Source organism: Acinetobacter calcoaceticus (assembly GCF_051947995.1).
Taxonomy (GTDB): Bacteria; Pseudomonadota; Gammaproteobacteria; order Pseudomonadales; family Moraxellaceae; genus Acinetobacter.
The window spans coordinates 1-18204 of the sequence record NZ_JBLVVH010000015.1 but is presented as its reverse complement, the minus strand read 5'-3'; the positions used below and the strand labels follow the sequence as shown (position 1 = coordinate 18204).

Annotated in this window: 13 protein-coding genes; 10 read left to right on the top strand and 3 right to left on the bottom strand. The window is 43.2% G+C overall.

Annotated elements, in window-relative coordinates:
* Positions 1 to 636 precede the first annotated feature (636 nt).
* The 4 genes from dnaA (at position 637) to gyrB (ending at position 6930) form a co-directional block, all read left to right on the top strand.
* Complete coding sequence (gene dnaA / locus ACNQO6_RS17665; RefSeq protein WP_032876611.1) at positions 637 to 2040, top strand: chromosomal replication initiator protein DnaA; 1404 nt, start codon at positions 637 to 639, stop codon at positions 2038 to 2040.
* 112 nt (positions 2041 to 2152) lie between these two features.
* On the top strand, positions 2153 to 3301 hold the full coding sequence (dnaN, locus tag ACNQO6_RS17660) for a DNA polymerase III subunit beta (protein ID WP_005228168.1): 1149 nt from the start codon (positions 2153 to 2155) through the stop codon (positions 3299 to 3301).
* 28 nt (positions 3302 to 3329) lie between these two features.
* A complete protein-coding gene (recF, locus tag ACNQO6_RS17655; protein ID WP_440209808.1) occupies positions 3330 to 4412 on the top strand; it encodes a DNA replication/repair protein RecF in 1083 nt (360 codons plus the stop codon).
* Between the two features lie 49 nt (positions 4413 to 4461).
* Complete coding sequence (gyrB, locus tag ACNQO6_RS17650) at positions 4462 to 6930, top strand: DNA topoisomerase (ATP-hydrolyzing) subunit B (protein ID WP_440209807.1); 2469 nt, start codon at positions 4462 to 4464, stop codon at positions 6928 to 6930.
* Positions 6931 to 7309: 379 nt separating this feature from the next.
* On the opposite strand, the gene ACNQO6_RS17645 is transcribed toward gyrB, so the two are convergent.
* Positions 7310 to 7867: a VTT domain-containing protein gene (locus tag ACNQO6_RS17645; protein WP_343581740.1), complete on the bottom strand. Its 558-nt coding sequence runs from the start codon at positions 7865 to 7867 to the stop codon at positions 7310 to 7312.
* 344 nt (positions 7868 to 8211) lie between these two features.
* Positions 8212 to 10140, bottom strand: coding sequence for an ATP-binding cassette domain-containing protein (locus ACNQO6_RS17640; RefSeq protein ID WP_440209806.1), 1929 nt, complete (start codon positions 10138 to 10140; stop codon positions 8212 to 8214).
* 211 nt (positions 10141 to 10351) lie between these two features.
* Here ACNQO6_RS17640 and ACNQO6_RS17635 point away from each other — a divergent pair, with 211 nt between their 5' ends.
* The 5 genes from ACNQO6_RS17635 (at position 10352) to erpA (ending at position 15534) form a co-directional block, all read left to right on the top strand.
* The gene (locus ACNQO6_RS17635; RefSeq protein ID WP_440209805.1) at positions 10352 to 11359 is read left to right on the top strand and encodes a putative solute-binding protein; all 1008 of its coding nucleotides are present in this window, start codon (positions 10352 to 10354) and stop codon (positions 11357 to 11359) included.
* Positions 11360 to 11571: 212 nt separating this feature from the next.
* On the top strand, positions 11572 to 12573 hold the full coding sequence (locus ACNQO6_RS17630; protein ID WP_343581719.1) for a putative solute-binding protein: 1002 nt from the start codon (positions 11572 to 11574) through the stop codon (positions 12571 to 12573).
* Between the two features lie 216 nt (positions 12574 to 12789).
* Positions 12790 to 13797, top strand: coding sequence for a putative solute-binding protein (locus ACNQO6_RS17625; RefSeq protein WP_440209804.1), 1008 nt, complete (start codon positions 12790 to 12792; stop codon positions 13795 to 13797).
* Positions 13798 to 14081: 284 nt separating this feature from the next.
* Complete coding sequence (locus tag ACNQO6_RS17620; RefSeq protein WP_440209803.1) at positions 14082 to 15086, top strand: putative solute-binding protein; 1005 nt, start codon at positions 14082 to 14084, stop codon at positions 15084 to 15086.
* 112 nt (positions 15087 to 15198) lie between these two features.
* Positions 15199 to 15534 carry an iron-sulfur cluster insertion protein ErpA gene (erpA, locus tag ACNQO6_RS17615; protein ID WP_005281616.1) on the top strand — a complete coding sequence of 112 codons (336 nt, stop codon included), beginning with the start codon at positions 15199 to 15201 and terminating at the stop codon, positions 15532 to 15534.
* A 51-nt stretch (positions 15535 to 15585) separates the two neighbouring features.
* Here the strand turns inward: erpA and ACNQO6_RS17610 are convergent, their stop codons facing one another.
* Entirely contained in the window at positions 15586 to 16719 is a 1134-nt protein-coding gene (locus tag ACNQO6_RS17610; protein WP_005228146.1) for an anhydro-N-acetylmuramic acid kinase, read from the bottom strand.
* 61 nt (positions 16720 to 16780) lie between these two features.
* On the opposite strand from ACNQO6_RS17610, the gene tyrS reads away from it, so the two are divergent.
* On the top strand, positions 16781 to 18013 hold the full coding sequence (gene tyrS / locus ACNQO6_RS17605) for a tyrosine--tRNA ligase (protein ID WP_009506246.1): 1233 nt from the start codon (positions 16781 to 16783) through the stop codon (positions 18011 to 18013).
* The last annotated feature ends 191 nt before the right edge of the window (positions 18014 to 18204 follow it).

Here is an 18204-nt window from a genome sequence, read left to right as displayed (position 1 = left end):
TCCGCGATTTTATTGTGCAATGTTTACGCTGTCAATGAAAAATCAAAAACTTTACATTTTCTTTGTTCTGTTTTGAAGCAATAGCGTTACGCGTAGAGAACTGGTTTTATTGAAAACAAAAAATATACACAAGCTATCTCTTTATATTATATCAACATTCAGCTATATTCACAGTTTAATACCAGAGTTATCAACAATTCATTTTCTAATTTAAATTTAATTCTTGGATTTTGAATTTAAATTTCGATATGCTCGGTTATCCACAATCTAGTCGAACCCCTATAAGTAAATTCAAATTTTAAAATTTAAATTTATTCTTATTAGGGTGGATTTATTCTGTGGAAAGTGATGTTTTTCTATAAATAAACATATAGTTACTTTGTGGATAACCATGTTTTTATCAATTTTATAGATTGTGGATAACTTGATGGTTGAAATTATCCACAGCTTGTGCAAAAAGTTATACACAAGTGGTTTTGAATTTAAATTTATAAACGACTGCTTTCTTTTTCAGCAAAAGTTCCATAAATTGGCCTGACAGATGTGGATAACTTGGTTAGAATGGCGACCCCTTCGAAAGATGGGGTTGGTGATTTTTATTTTTTGAATTTAAAAATGGATATATAGGGGATGCACATGCTCTGGACAGACTGCTTAACTCGCTTGCGACAAGAGCTCTCTGATAACGTCTTTGCGATGTGGATTCGTCCTTTAGTTGCCGAAGAGGTTGATGGTGTGATGCGTTTATACGCACCGAACCCTTATTGGACCCGTTATATTCAAGATAACCATTTAGAATTGATTTCAATTCTTGCTGAACAACTATCTGAAGGTCGCGTACGTCAGGTTGAGATTTTGGTCGACTCTCGCCCAGGGACAATTTTGTCTTCGAATGAACAACCAGCCACGACCACTGCAGCTTTAAGTAGTGCGCCAACCGCCACTGCCGTACCGGTTAAAGCCAAGAAAGAATCTGATCTGGTCCAACCCGGCCAAAATGTCACGAAAATACCGAAGAAAAGACAACTCAATCCGTTATTTACATTCTCTTTGTTTGTTGAAGGCCGTTCTAACCAGATGGCTGCTGAGACTTGCCGTAAGGTGTTAACCCAATTAGGTGCATCTCAGCACAATCCTTTATTTTTGTATGGCCCAACAGGTTTGGGTAAAACCCACTTGATGCAAGCGGTCGGTAATGCGCTGTTACAAGCCAAACCCAATGCACGGGTGATGTACATGACTTCAGAAAGTTTTGTACAAGACTTTGTCAGTTCATTACAGAAAGGCAAGGTTGAAGAATTTAAGAAAAATTGTCGTTCCTTAGATTTACTCCTGGTCGATGATATTCATTTGCTTGCCGGTAAAGAAGCCAGCCTTGTTGAATTCTTTTATACATTCAATGCTTTACTGGATGAATCCAAGCAAATTATTCTCACTTCAGACCGTTATCCAAAAGAACTCACCGAACTAGATCCACGTCTGGTTTCTCGATTCTCTTGGGGACTGTCGGTGGGGGTAGAACCACCGGATATTGAAACCCGTATCGAAATCTTGCTGAAAAAAGCTGAAAATAGTGGCGTCGATTTACCGCGCAACTGTGCTTTGTTTATTGCGCAACAAGTGGTCGCAAACGTGCGTGAACTTGAAGGTGCATTGAATAAAGTTGTGGCAATTTCACGATTTAAAGGGACCGCCATCGATCTCGATGTTGTGAGAGAATCCTTAAAAGACGTGCTGGCGATCCGTGCCCGGACCATTAGTGTAGAAAACATCCAGCGTGTGGTCAGTGAATACTTCCGCATTCCGCTAAAAGAACTGATTGGGCCAAAACGTACCCGTATTTATGCCCGACCTCGTCAATTGGCGATGGGATTGGCGCGTGAATTAACTGGAGACAGTTTTCCGGAAATCGGTATGGCCTTCGGTGGGCGAGATCACAGTACCGTGATGCACGCCTGCGAAAAAGTGGTCAGCTTGCGCGAGGAAGATCCAATTTTTAATGAAGATTATAAAAACTTACTTCGTTTATTACAAAGTTAGGCCTGAGCATAATCTCGGCTGACTCCATTTTCATGGTTGCAAACTGCTTTTAAGTGCAGCATAGTACACTGCTAACATTCATATCGGCTTCTGTTGTAAGAGGAATAAAATCGTGCGTTTGAAAATCGCTAAAGAAAGTTTACTCAATGTGTTATCCCATGTGGTCGGGGCTGTAGAGCGTCGTCATACCTTGAATATTCTTTCAAATGTCAAAATTCAAACCACGCAACAGGCCTTAACCATTACCGGTTCTGATTTAGAAGTTGAACTGGTGGCAAGCACAACGTTAGCTGAAGGTGCTTGTCTGGAAGCAGGGGAGACCACTGTTCCTGCACGTAAACTGGTCGAAATTTGTAAATCACTTCCAACAGCAGCCTTGATTGACTTACAAATTACAGAAGATCAGCGTTGTATTTTAAAATCGGGTAACAGCCGCTTTGTGTTGGGTACGCTTCCAGCGGATGATTATCCTTTACTCACCACTGAAAATAGCCAGGGCACACAAGTTCAGGTGACTCAGCGTGAATTAAAACGTTTATTTGAAAAAACTGCCTTTGCAATGGCGGTACAGGATGTACGTTTCTATCTGACTGGTACTTTGCTGGAAATTGATCAAAATCAATTACGTACCGTAACCACAGACGGTCACCGTTTGGCATTATGCGAAGTATTGGCATCCTCAACTGCTGCTGCACCGATTCAGGCCATTGTACCGCGTAAGGCGGTGGGTGAATTGCAGCGTTTGTTGAGCATTGAAGATGAACAACTTACCTTGCTCATTGGTCGTGAATTGTTGAATGTCACGATTAATACCCCAAGCCGTGATAAAGAGCAGGGGGATATTACCGTTCGTTTCACCACTAAATTGATCGATGGTAAATTCCCTGATTATCGCCGTGTTATTCCGAAAGGTGGTGATAAGCATGTCTTTATTGCGCATGATGTATTTAAACAGTCTTTACAACGGGTCGCGATTTTAAGTAATGAAAAATTACGTGGCGTGTTCCTGAATTTTAATCAGGATTCGTTGCAACTCCGTGCTAATAACCCGGAGCAAGATGAAGCGGTTGAAGATATTGCAATTCAATATCAGGATGCACCACTGGAAATGTCATTCAATGCGCAATATATCCTGGATGTATTGAGTGTGCTGGATGGTGATGATGTGAGAATGAGCATGACTGAAGCAAATCAATCGGTACTTGTTCAAGATCCAGCGCATCCAGACCAGACTTATGTTGTTATGCCGATGCGTGTGTAATTGGCATTGATGATTTGAGTTTTTAAGCATGCAAATCACGCGTTTAAATATCGAACGTGTACGTAATTTAAAGGCGGTTGCACTCAATGAGTTGCAACCGTTTAATATTTTTTACGGGTCGAATGGTTCTGGAAAGACCTCAATTCTGGAATCTATCCATTTATTGGCCACAGGTCGCTCATTTCGCACCCATATTCCCAAGCATTACATTCAGTACGAGGCCGATGATGCGATCGTATTCGCACAGTCGGCCAGTGAACGGATTGGCATGCAAAAACTGGCTTCGGGTGAGCAACTGATCAAGGTCAATGGCGATACCATTGCCACTCAAGGGCAACTGGCAAAACTTTTGCCCTTACAACATATTGATCCGCAAAGTACCGATATTATTGATCATGGCGCCAAACCCAGACGGCAATTGCTGGACTGGTTGATGTTCCACGTGGAACCTGAGTTCTATTTTGCCTGGCAGTATTATTCTCGTGCCTTAAAACAGCGTAATAGCTTGCTAAAAACACGGCGTAACCTCAGTCTGGCGGATTTAGAGCCGTGGAACAAAATGCTGAGTGATTATGGCGAAATTTTGCACTCGCAACGGGTCGGGATCGTAGAGCAATGGAACCGGTTCTTTCAGGAAGATTTGCAGCAATTATTGCCAAATCTTGAAATTGAGCTGGAATATCATGCCGGTTTTCATACCGAACAGGGGCTGTTGCAGGACCTGATTCAGCAGCACCAAAGGGACCAGGAACGGCGTTATACCGAGTATGGTCCACATCGTGCAGATTTGCGCCTGAAAACCCCGTATGGCAATGCCGATGACGTGTTATCACGTGGGCAAAAAAAGTTGTTAATCATGGCATTAAAACTGTCACAAATTGCAATGCTGCATGCGAGTAACAAGGAAACTGTGGTATTATTAGATGATCTGACAGCAGAGTTAGATTTAGCTGCACAACAACGTTTAATTGAGCGATTGAGTCAGTTAGGAAGTCAGGTTTTTATGACGACCTTAGACCATACGTCGGTATTAAAACACTTACATGATTTGTCGATTTCCTTTCAGTTGTTTCACGTTGTCCAAGGCCAAGTCAGTCTTGCTGCGCCATAATTTTATTTCCTCATCTTTGGATAGATTAGATATTTACTAGGGAGTAACCATGAGTTCAGAGTCTCAATCAGTCTCTCAAACAGAACAAACAAATGAAAAGGCTTATGATTCCTCTAGTATTAAAGTATTACGTGGATTAGACGCGGTTCGTAAACGTCCTGGCATGTATATCGGTGACACCGATGACGGTACAGGTTTGCACCATATGGTGTTTGAGGTGGTGGATAATGCCATCGATGAAGCTTTAGCGGGCCATTGTGACGAGATTATAGTGACCATTCATGAAGATGAATCGGTGAGTGTCTCGGATAATGGTCGTGGTATTCCAACCGATATTCACCCTGAGGAAGGGGTGTCTGCCGCAGAAGTCATTCTGACCATTCTGCACGCCGGCGGTAAGTTCGATGACAACAGCTATAAAGTATCGGGCGGTTTACATGGTGTCGGTGTTTCGGTGGTAAATGCGTTATCTAAAAAATTACATTTGACCATTCACCGTGCGGGCCAAATCCATGAGCAGGAATATGCGCATGGCGATCCGCAATATCCATTGAAAGTCGTGGGTGAAACCGACACATCGGGGACAACCGTTCGTTTCTGGCCAAGTGAATTGACCTTTAGTCAAACCATTTTCAGTGTGGATATCCTGGCACGCCGTTTAAGAGAGCTTTCATTCCTGAATGCGGGTGTACGCATTGTATTGCGTGACGAGCGCGTTAATCTTGAGCACGTTTACGATTATGAAGGTGGTTTATCCGAGTTCGTTAAATATATTAACGAAGGTAAAACCCATCTCAACGAGATCTTCCACTTCACTACAGATGCAGATAACGGCATTGGCGTTGAAGTGGCATTGCAGTGGAATGACAGCTATCAAGAGAATGTGCGCTGCTTTACCAACAATATTCCGCAAAAAGATGGCGGTACCCACCTTGCAGGTTTCCGTGCCGCATTGACCCGTGGCTTAAACAGCTACATGGAAAATGAAAGCTTACTGAAAAAAGAAAAAGTTGCCGTGACCGGTGACGATGCACGTGAAGGCTTAACTGCCATCATTTCAGTGAAAGTACCAGATCCAAAATTCTCTTCACAAACCAAAGAAAAACTGGTGTCGAGTGAAGTGAAACCTGCGGTCGAGCAGGCGATGAACAAAGAGTTCTCGGCTTATTTGCTTGAAAACCCGCAAGCGGCAAAATCGATTGCTGGCAAGATTATTGATGCAGCACGTGCGCGTGATGCAGCCCGTAAAGCCCGTGAAATGACACGCCGTAAGAGCGCTTTAGACATCGCTGGTTTGCCTGGTAAACTGGCAGACTGTCAGGAAAAAGACCCAGCATTGTCTGAACTGTATCTGGTCGAGGGTGACTCTGCGGGCGGTAGTGCCAAGCAAGGTCGTAACCGTAAGATGCAGGCTATTTTGCCGTTGAAAGGTAAGATCCTGAACGTTGAACGTGCACGCTTTGACAAGATGATTTCCAGTCAGGAAGTGGGAACTTTAATTACCGCTTTGGGCTGTGGTATCGGACGTGAAGAATACAACCCGGACAAATTACGTTATCACAAAATCATTATCATGACCGATGCGGACGTGGATGGTTCACATATTCGTACCTTGTTGCTGACCTTCTTCTTCCGTCAAATGCCGGAACTGGTTGAGCGTGGCTATATCTATATTGCCCAGCCACCATTGTATAAGTTGAAGAAAGGCAAGCAAGAGCAGTACATCAAAGATAATGATGCACTTGAAACTTACCTGATCTCAAACGCGATTGATGAACTTGCATTACATGTGAGTGCTGAAGCACCTGCGATTAATGGCGCTGCATTGGCCAGTGTCATTGCTGATTATCAGGTATCGCAAAAGAGCTTGCAGCGCTTAACGCAACGTTATCCGGCAAGTTTACTGGATGGCTTGCTTGAGCTGGATGCATTCAAATCGGATCACAACCATGAACGCGATTATGTTGAAGCATGGGCTGAGCAATTACGTGTAGCGATTGAGAAGTTACAACCAAGCTTACGTCCTGAAATTAGCTTGGAAGCATTTGAGCGTGAAAATGCGCAAGGTGAGAAATCAGCGCATTACTGGCCTCGTGTGACCGTCTATGTGCATAACTTACCGCATTCTTATCTACTTGATGCCGGTCTGTTAAATTCTGCTGAATACGCACGTTTACTGAAGAACTCGAAGAGCTGGTTTAAATTGCTCGAAGAAGGGGCTTATCTGCAAAAAGGTGAGCGCCGTATTCAGGTTAACAGCTTCCACCAAGTGTGGCAGCATATTTTACAAGACTCGCGCCGCGGTATGATGATCCAGCGCTATAAAGGTCTGGGTGAGATGAACGCGGAGCAGCTTTGGGAAACGACCATGGACCCTGAAAACCGTAATATGTTACAGGTGACCATTGATGATGCCATCGAAGCAGATCGTATGTTCTCATGCTTAATGGGTGATGATGTAGAACCGCGTCGTGCCTTCATTGAAGAAAATGCATTAAATGCAGATATTGATGCTTAATCCGTTTAGGCATCAATTGCATGTAAAAAGCGCTTATCTTTTGCGTTGCTGTAAAAAATAAGCGCTTCACCCTGTAACCAAAACTGGAAGCGGGGTAATGATTAAAATAATAATAAGTGCGGTACCATCCCTCACCAGTATGTCTATTATTTTTCATACACTGTATAACTATTTGATATATTTATATTATTTTTTGCTGCACTGTTGTTTTTTTACAGCGACTCTCCCTTTTTTTTATTTTTCTTGGCATAAATATTTAACCTGTCTTTTACTTTTTTTTCTAGGTTCCACGTGAAACCTGTCAATTAATGAATTGATAAAAAAAAGCAGGAAAGACGAACTTTCCTGCTAGATCATACAATGCGGTATTAAGAGGGGATTAACTTTCTACAAAATCACTGACTTGAATTAAGGCGTGACCAAACAGATAACCTGCCGTTACCAGTACACTGATCCAGAGTAAAGCCCCGAGAATGTTATACAACACAAAATGAGTGTAGTTCATATTGCTAGAACCTGCTGCTAAAGGTGCGAAAGACCGTGCAAAAGGAATAAAGCGCGCCAGTAAAATGGTTTTTCCACCATGTTTCAGGAAAAACACATTGGTCTTTTGTAGATATTCCTGCTTGATAAAACGTGATTTCACATTAAAAATGCGGTCACCAAAATGACGCCCAATATGGTAATTGACCATATAGCCCAATGCTGCAGCAAAGAATAGCAGGCTGATCATATAACCCAAATGCATAATTTCAACCACAGAACATAGTGCACCAACCGTCAGTAACAAGCTGTCACCCGGTAAGAAGAACATGAAAACAAAGGCTGTTTCTGAAAAAATAATTAAGAAGAGGATAAAATAGATCCATAAACCATATTCTTGCACCAAAATAGGCAGAATATGTTCAAAATTAAAAATAAAATCTAAAGAATTCATTCAGTTTGTATGATCCAAAATAGAGTACTCACCAAATTAAAGTACAAAAAATGTGAAATGAATTTAACCCTCAGGATTCATTCGTCAGTTATAACATTACAACAATGGGAGCTGAGTATATCGAGCCTGAACCTAAAGCTCAATTTTCTACGAAAATTCCAGTTTTACCTTATCTTAAATTATCGACAGATTCATGACATTTTTCATGATATTCATAGTGCTTTTAAGTATCTGATCATTATTTTTACGTTTATCAAAAAATCATCTTTTATCTTGAGTAAGCTGGCTTTACTTAAAAAAAGAGATCCATACAGGTATTAAACTCAGCTATGGATCTCTGGATTTTATTCAGCAAATGAACTTTCCAGTTCCTCTAGCTCCATCATTAATTCTAAAAGCTGTTCCTCAAATTGCTCCAGTTTCGCTTTTAGCTCATTTTGTTCATTCATGAGTTTCATTAAGTTTTCTTTACGACTCGCGTCGTATAAAGCGCTATCTGCCAGCGCCTGTTCGATGTCTGCCAGGCGGGGCTGTACCTTTTCGATCTGAGCTTCGACTTTTTCAATGTTTTTACGAATGGGGCGCGTCATTTCACGGCGGCGTGCCGCTTCTTTACGTTGCGCCTCCTTATCGATCTTCACGGCTGGAGCTTGAGTGGCCACGCTTTGTTGTTGCCCGGTACTTTGTGCATTGATCTGTTGTTGGCGTGCTTCTCGTAACCATTTGGCATAGTCTTGCAAATCACCTTCAAATTCGGTGCATTTGCCTGCATGCACCAGCAATAGATCATCACAGACGCTGGCAATCAACTGACGTTCATGCGACACCAGCACCACAGCGCCTTCAAAATCCTGCAACGCCATAGTCAGGGCATGACGCATGTCTAGATCCAGATGGTTAGTCGGTTCATCCAGAATCAGCACGTTTGGACGCTGCCATACGATTAAGGCCAGTGCCAGACGTGCGCGTTCGCCACCAGAGAAGCTTTCACACGGGGTGTCCATACGTTCACCGCTAAAGCCAAATCCGCCTAGGAAGGCGCGTAACGCAGCTTCACTGATCTTCTTGTCTGCAATACGAGCCAGTTGCAACATTGGGCTGGCATTGGCATCTAGTGCGTCCATCTGGTGCTGGGCAAAATATCCGATATTTAATAATTCAGAAGCTTTACGTTCACCAGCAAGTAAAGGTAAATCCCCGACCAAAGTTTTGATCAGTGTTGATTTACCCGCGCCGTTCATCCCCAGTAAACCGATTCGTGAGCTTGGGGTGATTTGCAGGCGAATCTTTTCGGCAATGATTTTATCGCCGTAACCAATGCTTGCTGCATCTAAACTGAGCAATGGTGAACTCATTTTGGTGGGTTCACGGAAACTAAAGGTAAATGGTGTATCGACATGCGCAGGGGCGAGCTGTTGCATGCGCTCTAGCTGTTTAATGCGGCTTTGTGCCTGACGGGCTTTGGTGGCTTTGGCCTTAAAGCGATCAATAAACTTTTGTAAGTGGGCACGGGTTTCTTGCTGCTTCTCAAAGGCTTGTTGTTGTTGTGCCAAACGTTCGCTGCGGGTGGTTTCAAAGGTTGAGTAATTGCCGGTATACAGCGTCAGTTCCTGATTTTCGATATGCAGAATATGATCAGTAATTGCGTCCAGGAAGTCACGGTCATGCGAAATCAGAACCAGTGTTCCTTCATAGGCTTTCAGCCAGTCTTCTAACCACAGGATTGCATCTAAATCCAAATGGTTGGTCGGTTCGTCCAGCAATAACAGGTCTGAACGACTCATCAGGGTTCGGGCCAGATTTAAACGCATGCGCCACCCCCCAGAGAAACTGGCGACATTTAAACGGATTTGATGATCCAGAAAGCCTAAGCCAGCCATCAATTGTGCTGCTTTGGCGGGGGCGGCATAGCCGTGGATTTCATCAAAACGGCCATGCAGACGGGCAAGCTCATCATTACTGAGTTGATCAGGATGGGCTAATTTTTCTTGAATCTCCCAATATTCCTCATCGCCGGAAAGGACAAAATCAATTGCAGGCATGTCCAGCGCTTTAATTTCTTGTGCCATGTGTGCCACGGTCCACACTGCCGGACGGCTTAAATTACCTTCATCTGCGCCCAATTCACCTAAAAATGCTGCAAATAAAGTTGATTTACCTGCGCCATTGACACCAGTCAGACCAATTTTCCAGCCAGGATGAAGCTGCATTGAGGCTTTTTGGAACAGGACGCGCCCACCACGGCGTAATGAAACTTGGTCAAATTGGATCATGAGCATGCAAAATAGCGAATAGATAGCTGCATTTTAAGGTGATCACTCATGAATGCAAATTTTATATTGCAGATTAAGGCAGACATCATCATTTCACCCGCTTATCATAAAATAGAGTAAATGCTCTATTTCTGTGGTGAAAATCAAATTATGATTTAAAATCTAGGAAAAACAACACATCACATCAAAAAGAGTTAACTAGGACGGGGCAATGAAGAAGGGAATTCTGACATTGGGAGCCATGCTGATACTGGCTATCAATACACAGACCAGTGCTGCAACTAAAATTTGTGTATTTGATCTTATGGGGAAATCAGGCGAAGCCTACAAGGCCATGCAAGAATGGGCCTTAGCCGCAAGCGCATGGCAGGGTGAAATCAATCTGGTCAGTTATCAGAATGAGGCGATGGCTGAACATGATTTTGAACAAGGTCGTTGCGAGGGCGTGTATATGACCTCAATGCGTGCACGTGCCTATAACAAGTTTGCAGGCTCGGTCGATGCGATTGGCGCGGTACCCAGCTATGCGATTGCACAGAAAGCGATTAGTTTTGCTTTGGACAAGCGTAACCAGCGCCGTTTAATCAGTCAGGTCGCGAATCAAAGCTATGAAGTAGCCGGTATCTCGCAAATTGGTCTGGCCTATATCTTTGTCAAAGACAAACGAATGAACAGCATTGAACAAATCCGGGGCAAGAAGTTTGCAGTCCTGGGCTATGACGAAGCGCAAAAAATTGTGGTCAGGAGTCTTGGCGGGCAAGCTGTACTTTCGGATATCTCGGATATTGCCAAGAAATTTAATCAAGGGCAGGCCGATATTATGGCAGCGCCAGCCTATGCCTATAAACCCTTGGAAATTTATAAAGGTTTGGGCAATGACGGTGCCATCATTACTTTTCCTGCGGTCAACATGACCATGGATCTGATTATTCGTCCTAAAAAGTTCACGACCAATTTTGGGCAAAACTCACGACAGTGGTTTCTCAGTCGGCTCAATACCAATTTTGCCTTAATCCAGCGAATTGAAACGGAATTACCCGCCAAATATAAAATCAGTCTGGATCAGGAAGACAAAACCCGTTATCAGCGCATCTTGCGTGAAGCACGGATTGATCTGACCAAACGTGGAATTTACGATGCCACCATGATGAACGTACTCAAACGGGCACGTTGTACCGTCGACCGGACTAATTTTGAATGTACATTAGGGGGCGAATAAGCAAAATCCACCCTTTAGTGAGGAGTAAGGGGGTTAAGAGGTCCTTCTCAAAAAGGAGTGGACTTAAATTGTCAAACTGTGATCAATATGGTTAAAAGTGATGAAAACCCGACGTATGTATATAAAAGCGCTATGCTTTTAGGCAAAAGCTGACTATATTGATCAGGCACTGATGGAAAATTGTGCAATATAGGGTAGAAAGGGAAAACAAGATGAAAAAAGGACTTTGGGCATTGAGTGCTACGGCGCTCTTGGTCATGGCAACTCCTGCACAGGCAAAACAGGACATTTGCGTATTTGATTTATTGGGTAAGGCTGGGGAGTCTTATAAGCTGGTCGAAGAATGGAAGCTTGCTGCCAAGACCTGGCAAGGGGACGTTGAATTAATTCCTTATCAGGACGAGGAAAAGGCAGAAAAAGATTTTGATGCCGGCAAGTGTGATGGGGTGTATATGACCTCGATGCGGGCCCGTAAATATAATAAATTTGCAGGTTCTGTCGATGCTGTCGGGGCGGTGACCAGTAATGCCATTGCACAAAAGGCGATTAGCTATGTGCTGGATAAACGCAATCAGCATCGTTTAACTGCGACAATGAATGGCGAAAAATTCGAAGTTGCCGGCATTATTCAGGTCGGGCTGGCCTACATTTTTGTTCGTGATAAAAAGATCGACACTATAGAAAAGGCCAAAGGTAAGAAATTTGCGTATTTACATTATGATCAGGCACAAAAAGCAATTGTTGAAAGTATTGATCTGGTGGCAGTGCCATCGGATATCTCTGATTTTGTAAAAAAATTCAATAGTGGGCAGGTCGATGTGATTGCTGCCCCTGCTTATGCCTATAAGCCTCTGGAAATCAGTAAGGGACTGGCCAATGGTGCATTGTTTAATTTTCCCGTGGTGAATATTACCGGTGACCTGATTATTCGTCCGGAAAAATTTCCTGCTGGTTTTGGTCCGCAATCACGTAAATGGTTTGTCAATAAATTGCCGAGTAACTTTGCCATGGTGCAACGTTTAGAGGCAGGCATGAATGCCAAAAAGATTACCTTGACCAATGAAGATAAAACCCGTTATCAAAAAATGTTGCGTGATGGGCGCATGAATTTAACCAAGCAAGGTGTTTATGATGCGAGTATGATGAATGTACTTAAACGCGCCCGTTGTACGGTAGAGCGGACCAATTTTGAGTGTACCCTGAGTGGTGAATAAAACAGGAGAACAACAACTGAGAGATAAATTGATACACAAACTTGGGCATATATAACAAAAATGCCTATTAAAATAATAGAAAGAGATAAAAGAGGGTGAAAAATAAACAATCCAGTCATAAAAATAGAGTAGAAGCTCTATTTTTTTTCAAAAAACATGATTAATATTTGCTTCGAACAAGGAGACAAACATAAAGTTTGTGAAAGGATGAAAAATATGAAAAAAATGGTACTTGCTCTTGCAGCAACTTCGATCTTTGGTGTATCTGCTTCTACTCAAGCAGCAATTGATGTGTGTGTATTCGACTTATTAGGAAAGTCAGGTGAATCATACAAAATGATGCAGGACTGGGCACTCGCAGCAAAAGGCTGGGGCGCTGATGTCAACCTGCTTGCAATCACGGATGAACAGGTTGCGGACAATAACTTTAAAGCGGGTAAATGTGCTGCTGTAGCGATGACAGCAATGCGTGCTCGTCCATATAACAAATTTGCGGGTTCTGTGGACTCGCTTGGTGGCGCACCAAGTAATGCAGTAGCACAACGTGCCATTACCTATGTTCTTGATGCGCGTAATGCTGCAAAAATGACAACCAATTTAGGTGGTAACAAATACGAAGTTGCGGGTATCTCTCCGCTAGGTGCCGCTTACATTTTCGTACGTGACAAGAGCATTAACTCAATTGAAAAAGCAGCGGGTAAAAAATTCGCGGTATTGGGTTATGACGATGCGCAAAAAATCATGGTACAACGCGTAGGCGCGCAAGCGGTTCTTTCTGACATCTCAAACTTCGCTGCGAAATTCAACAATGGTCAGGTTGATATGGTGGGTGCACCTGCTTATGCCTACAAACCATTAGAATTAAGCAAAGGTTTAGGCGCGAATGGTGCAATGTTTAACTTCCCTGTGTTACAGGTGACTGCGGATCTTGTGATTCGTCCAGAAAAATTCCCTGCTGGTTTTGGTCAAAAATCTCGTGACTACTTCGTGAAACAATTGCCAAAAGCTTTTGCAATGATCAAGCGTTACGAGTCTGAAATTCCAGCAAAATACAAAATGAACTTAAGCGCTGAAGACAATCTGAAATACCAAAAACTGTTACGTGACGGTCGTATGGATCTTACTAAACGTGGTATTTACGATGCTGGCATGATGTCTGTATTGAAGAAAGCACGTTGTTCAGTAGACAAAGCAAACTTTGAATGTGCATTACCGGGTGAATAATCCTTAATTGCCATAAAGTGTACTTAAAGCCTAGATTCATCTAGGCTTTTTGTTTTTTTACCACTGTCATTTGAGTCATTGTGTTTAGATTGAAAGATCGTAATGATAGAAAGATATAAAGACCAGATAGAATCTTGAAAGATCGAAAAATAGGTTTGGTCTGGACGATGAAACACGACTGCATAACAACATAGATTTATATGAAATCTGAACAGGATGGACCGGGATTTTAAATTTTGGGTGTAGTGCAACAACAATCAGCATAGATGCAAAGGAACAATAAAATGCAATGGTTTAAAACATTATTACTTGCAACAGGGATCGCGGCGGCATCTGCGGGAGCTCAGGCCAAACAAACAATTTGTGTATTCGATATCGTCGGCAAAAGCGGTGATGTTTATGCCTTGATGAAAGATTACCAACTGGCTGCAAAAAACTGGGGCGCAGATATTGAGCTTAAAGTGGGCACCAATGAAGCGGTTATTGCTGAAGATTTCAAAGCAGGTAAATGTGATGGGGTCAGTATCACAGGGATGCGTGGTCGTCAGTTTAACCCGTTTACAGGGTCATTGGATGCAATTGGAGCAATTACCGATCTTAAACTCGCCGTGAAAGTCATGCAGGGCCTTGCGAGTCCAACCTTTGCCAAAGCCATGGTGAATGGCAAATATGAAGTGGTGGGGGTGATTCCTGTGGGTGATGCCTACTTATTGGTAAATGACCGTAATATCAATACCGTAGCTAAAGCTGCGGGTAAGAAAATCGCCGTACTGGACTATGATGAAGCACAAAAAATCATGGCTTCACAGGTCGGTGCACAAGCAGTTAGCTCCGATATTACTAACTTTGGCGCTAAATTTAATAACGGACAGGTCGATATCATTGGTGCGCCTGCCGCTGCATTTAAACCGTTGGAACTTTATAAGGGTTTAGGGACCAAAGGTGCAATTGTGAATTATCCAATCTTGCAGGTGACGGGCAACCTGATTATTCATCCTGATAAATTTCCAACAGGCTTTGGCCAAAAATCTCGTGAGTGGGTGAAAGCGCAATTACCACGCGCGTTTGGTATTCTGGGTAAAATGAAAGCAGACATTCCTCAAAAATACTGGATGGAAGTGCCTGCCGCAGACAAGCCTGGCTATCAAAAACTGATGCGTGAAGCGCGTATCAACCTGACCGCTAAAGGGATTTATGACAAGCGTATGATGAAACTATTATGGCAATTCCGTTGCCGTGAAGATGCCAAGAATTTTGAATGTGGCTTACAGGAGGAGAACTATAAATAATCTTGTAAACGCACTTTAAAACTTCAAATACAGACCCGATATTGAGTATGCTATACTACATATCGGGTCTTTTATTTATGAAAGACGTATTGAAGTCTGAGGAATATCCATCATGAACGCCCAAGCTCTAGAATTGTCAGATAATGCTGCCAACAAAGTTCGCCAACTACGCGAAAGTGAAGGGAATAACGACCTTATGTTACGCGTTTATGTAACGGGTGGCGGATGTTCAGGTTTCTCTTACGGCTTTAACTTTGCTGAAAGTGTCAATGAAGATGATGCTGAATTTGTGAATGGCGATGTGAAAATGCTGGTCGATTCACTTAGCTATCAATATCTGGTCGGTTCAGTGGTTGATTATCTGGAAGGACTGGAAGGTTCACGTTTTGTGGTGCAAAACCCGAATGCGACCACCACCTGTGGCTGTGGTTCATCTTTCTCGATTTAATAGATTCTTGTGATAAAAAAAGCTTCTCCAGTTGAGAAGCTTTTTTTATTCTTATACCACGGTGATGGTTCCTAAAATACGATCACCTGATGCACCAGTCACTGCGGGCAGGTTGCCGCTCAACTGTTCTACAAAACGCATCGCGAGCCAGGCAAAGGCTGTTGCTTCTACCCATGTTGGCGCTAAACCCAGCGCATCTGTGGTTTGTACCGACCAGTTATGTTTACGCAAGCGCCAGCGCAACTGTTCAAGTAAATGCGAGTTATACGCCCCACCACCACATACGTAGATTTCGCCTGTCGGCATTGCCTCTTTGCTGCGATAAATGGCTTTCTTAATGGCGCGTGTGGTCAGTTTCATCAAGGTGGCCTGAACATTTTCTGGCGTATCTTCCAGTTCGTCATAGCCCAGGTCATTGCGCCAGTCACTGAGCTGTTCATCTAACCATTCCAGATTAAAGTCTTCACGACCCGTACTTTTTGGCGGTTCTTTGGCAAAAAACTCATGGCTTTGCAAACGATCTAACAGCGAGCGAATCGGATTACCATAGGCCGCCCAGTCGCCATTTTCATCATAAGGATGACCGGTATGACGATGGCACCAGCCATCCATCAAGATATTGGCCGGGCCTGTATCAAAGCCATAAACGCCGTCTGCATTGTTGGCAGGCAACATACTGATATTGGCAATCCCGCCTAAGTTTAGAATCACACGATGAATACTGTCATGCTGAAACAACGCCTGATGGAACGCCGGAACTAAAGGTGCACCTTGCCCGCCAGCAGCCATATCGCGTCGGCGGAAATCCGAAACCACAGGCAGTTGCGTGATTTCAGTGATGATATTGGGATCACCGATTTGCAAGGTAAAGCCATGCTCAGGACGATGACGAATAGTTTGCCCATGTGAGCCGATGGCTTTAATTTGCGTGCGGTCTAAATTATTTTTCTCAATCAGTTGATTGATGCCGTGCCCGATCATTTGTGCCAAGGCGACATCGGCTTTACCCATACGGTCAATTTCATTGTCGTCAGGCAGCGTTAATGCCATCAATTCATCACGCAATTCTGGCTCAAAAGGCACGGTGAGTGTGGCATGCAGTGTTAAAGGATCGAATGAAGTTGCAACAATATCAACACCATCCATGCTCGTGCCTGTCATTACACCAATATAGATCGCGCTCATATACAACTTATCCTGCAAGATGCTGAAAAAATGTTAGTATATCGCACAAATTGAATAACTGATGTGTTTAGGTTTTGTGATGTCAAATTTCTTGCCAGCCGAAGAACAGCTTGCTCTCATTCAACGAGGCACGCACGAGATTATCTCTGAAGAAGATTTACTGAAAAAACTGAAAGAGAATCGTCCTCTCCGTGTAAAAGCAGGCTTTGACCCTACGGCTCCTGATTTACACTTGGGACATACTGTTCTGATCAATAAATTAAAAACCTTTCAGGATTTAGGTCATGAAGTGACTTTCCTGATTGGTGACTATACGGCCATGATCGGTGACCCAACGGGTAAGAGCGCAACGCGTCCGCCGTTGTCACAAGAGCAGGTCATTGCCAATGCAAAAACCTACCAAGAACAAGTTTTTAAAATCCTAGATCCAAATAAAACCAAAGTCCGTTTTAACTCAGAATGGTTTAGTCAAAAAACCGCTGCTGATTTAATCCAGTTGGCAAGCCAGCAAACGGTATCGCGTATGTTAGAACGTGATGATTTCACCAAGCGTTATAACAACCATCAGCCGATTGCGATTCATGAGTTCCTCTACCCATTGGTACAAGGCTATGACTCGATTGCGCTTGAAGCAGACGTCGAATTAGGCGGAACAGACCAGACGTTTAACTTGTTGATGGGCCGTACCTTGCAAGGTCGCTATGGTCAGGAATCACAAGTGTGTATTACTGTGCCAATTCTTGAAGGCTTAGATGGCGTTAATAAGATGTCTAAATCTTTAGGCAACTATATTGGCGTATTTGACACACCAGGTGCGATGTACCAAAAAATCCTGTCGATGCCAGATAGCCTGATTGAGCGCTACTTTGATTTACTCAGCTTTAAATCACTGGATGAAATAAAAGTCTTGCTTGATGAGATGGCTGCGGGACGCAATCCACAAGAGATCAAACGTATTTTGGCACTTGAGCTGGTGGAACGTTTCCATGATGCAGAAGCGGCAGAAAATGCACATAAAAGTGCAGGTAACCGTGTAACTGAAGGTGAAGTGCCAGAAGATACCCCTGAAGTAACGATTTCTCGTGGCGAGTTTGGTGGCGAGTTGTTTATTGCAACTATTCTGCGCGTTGCAGGTTTAAACCCGAATGCTGCTGCTGCAAAAGACGCGGTGGGTCGTGGCGCGGTTAAAGTCGACTGGAATGTGGTGGATATGAGCTACTCTGTCAAAGAAAATGTCACTTTAATCATTCAGTCAGGTAAAAAAGCGATTGCACGTGTGACTTTCACCGACTAAATCGAAATAAAAATTATAAAAAGCAGGCCCAGAGCCTGCTTTTTATACGTAAATAGATGATAAAAACAACGAAAACATCAGTTTTGTAGAAAAAAGAAACATGCAAAAGAAAATAATAAAAAACAGGGTTGCATCCGGTCTGAAATACTGTAGAATGCACATCCATCGGCGGTGATGCAGATAAAAACTTG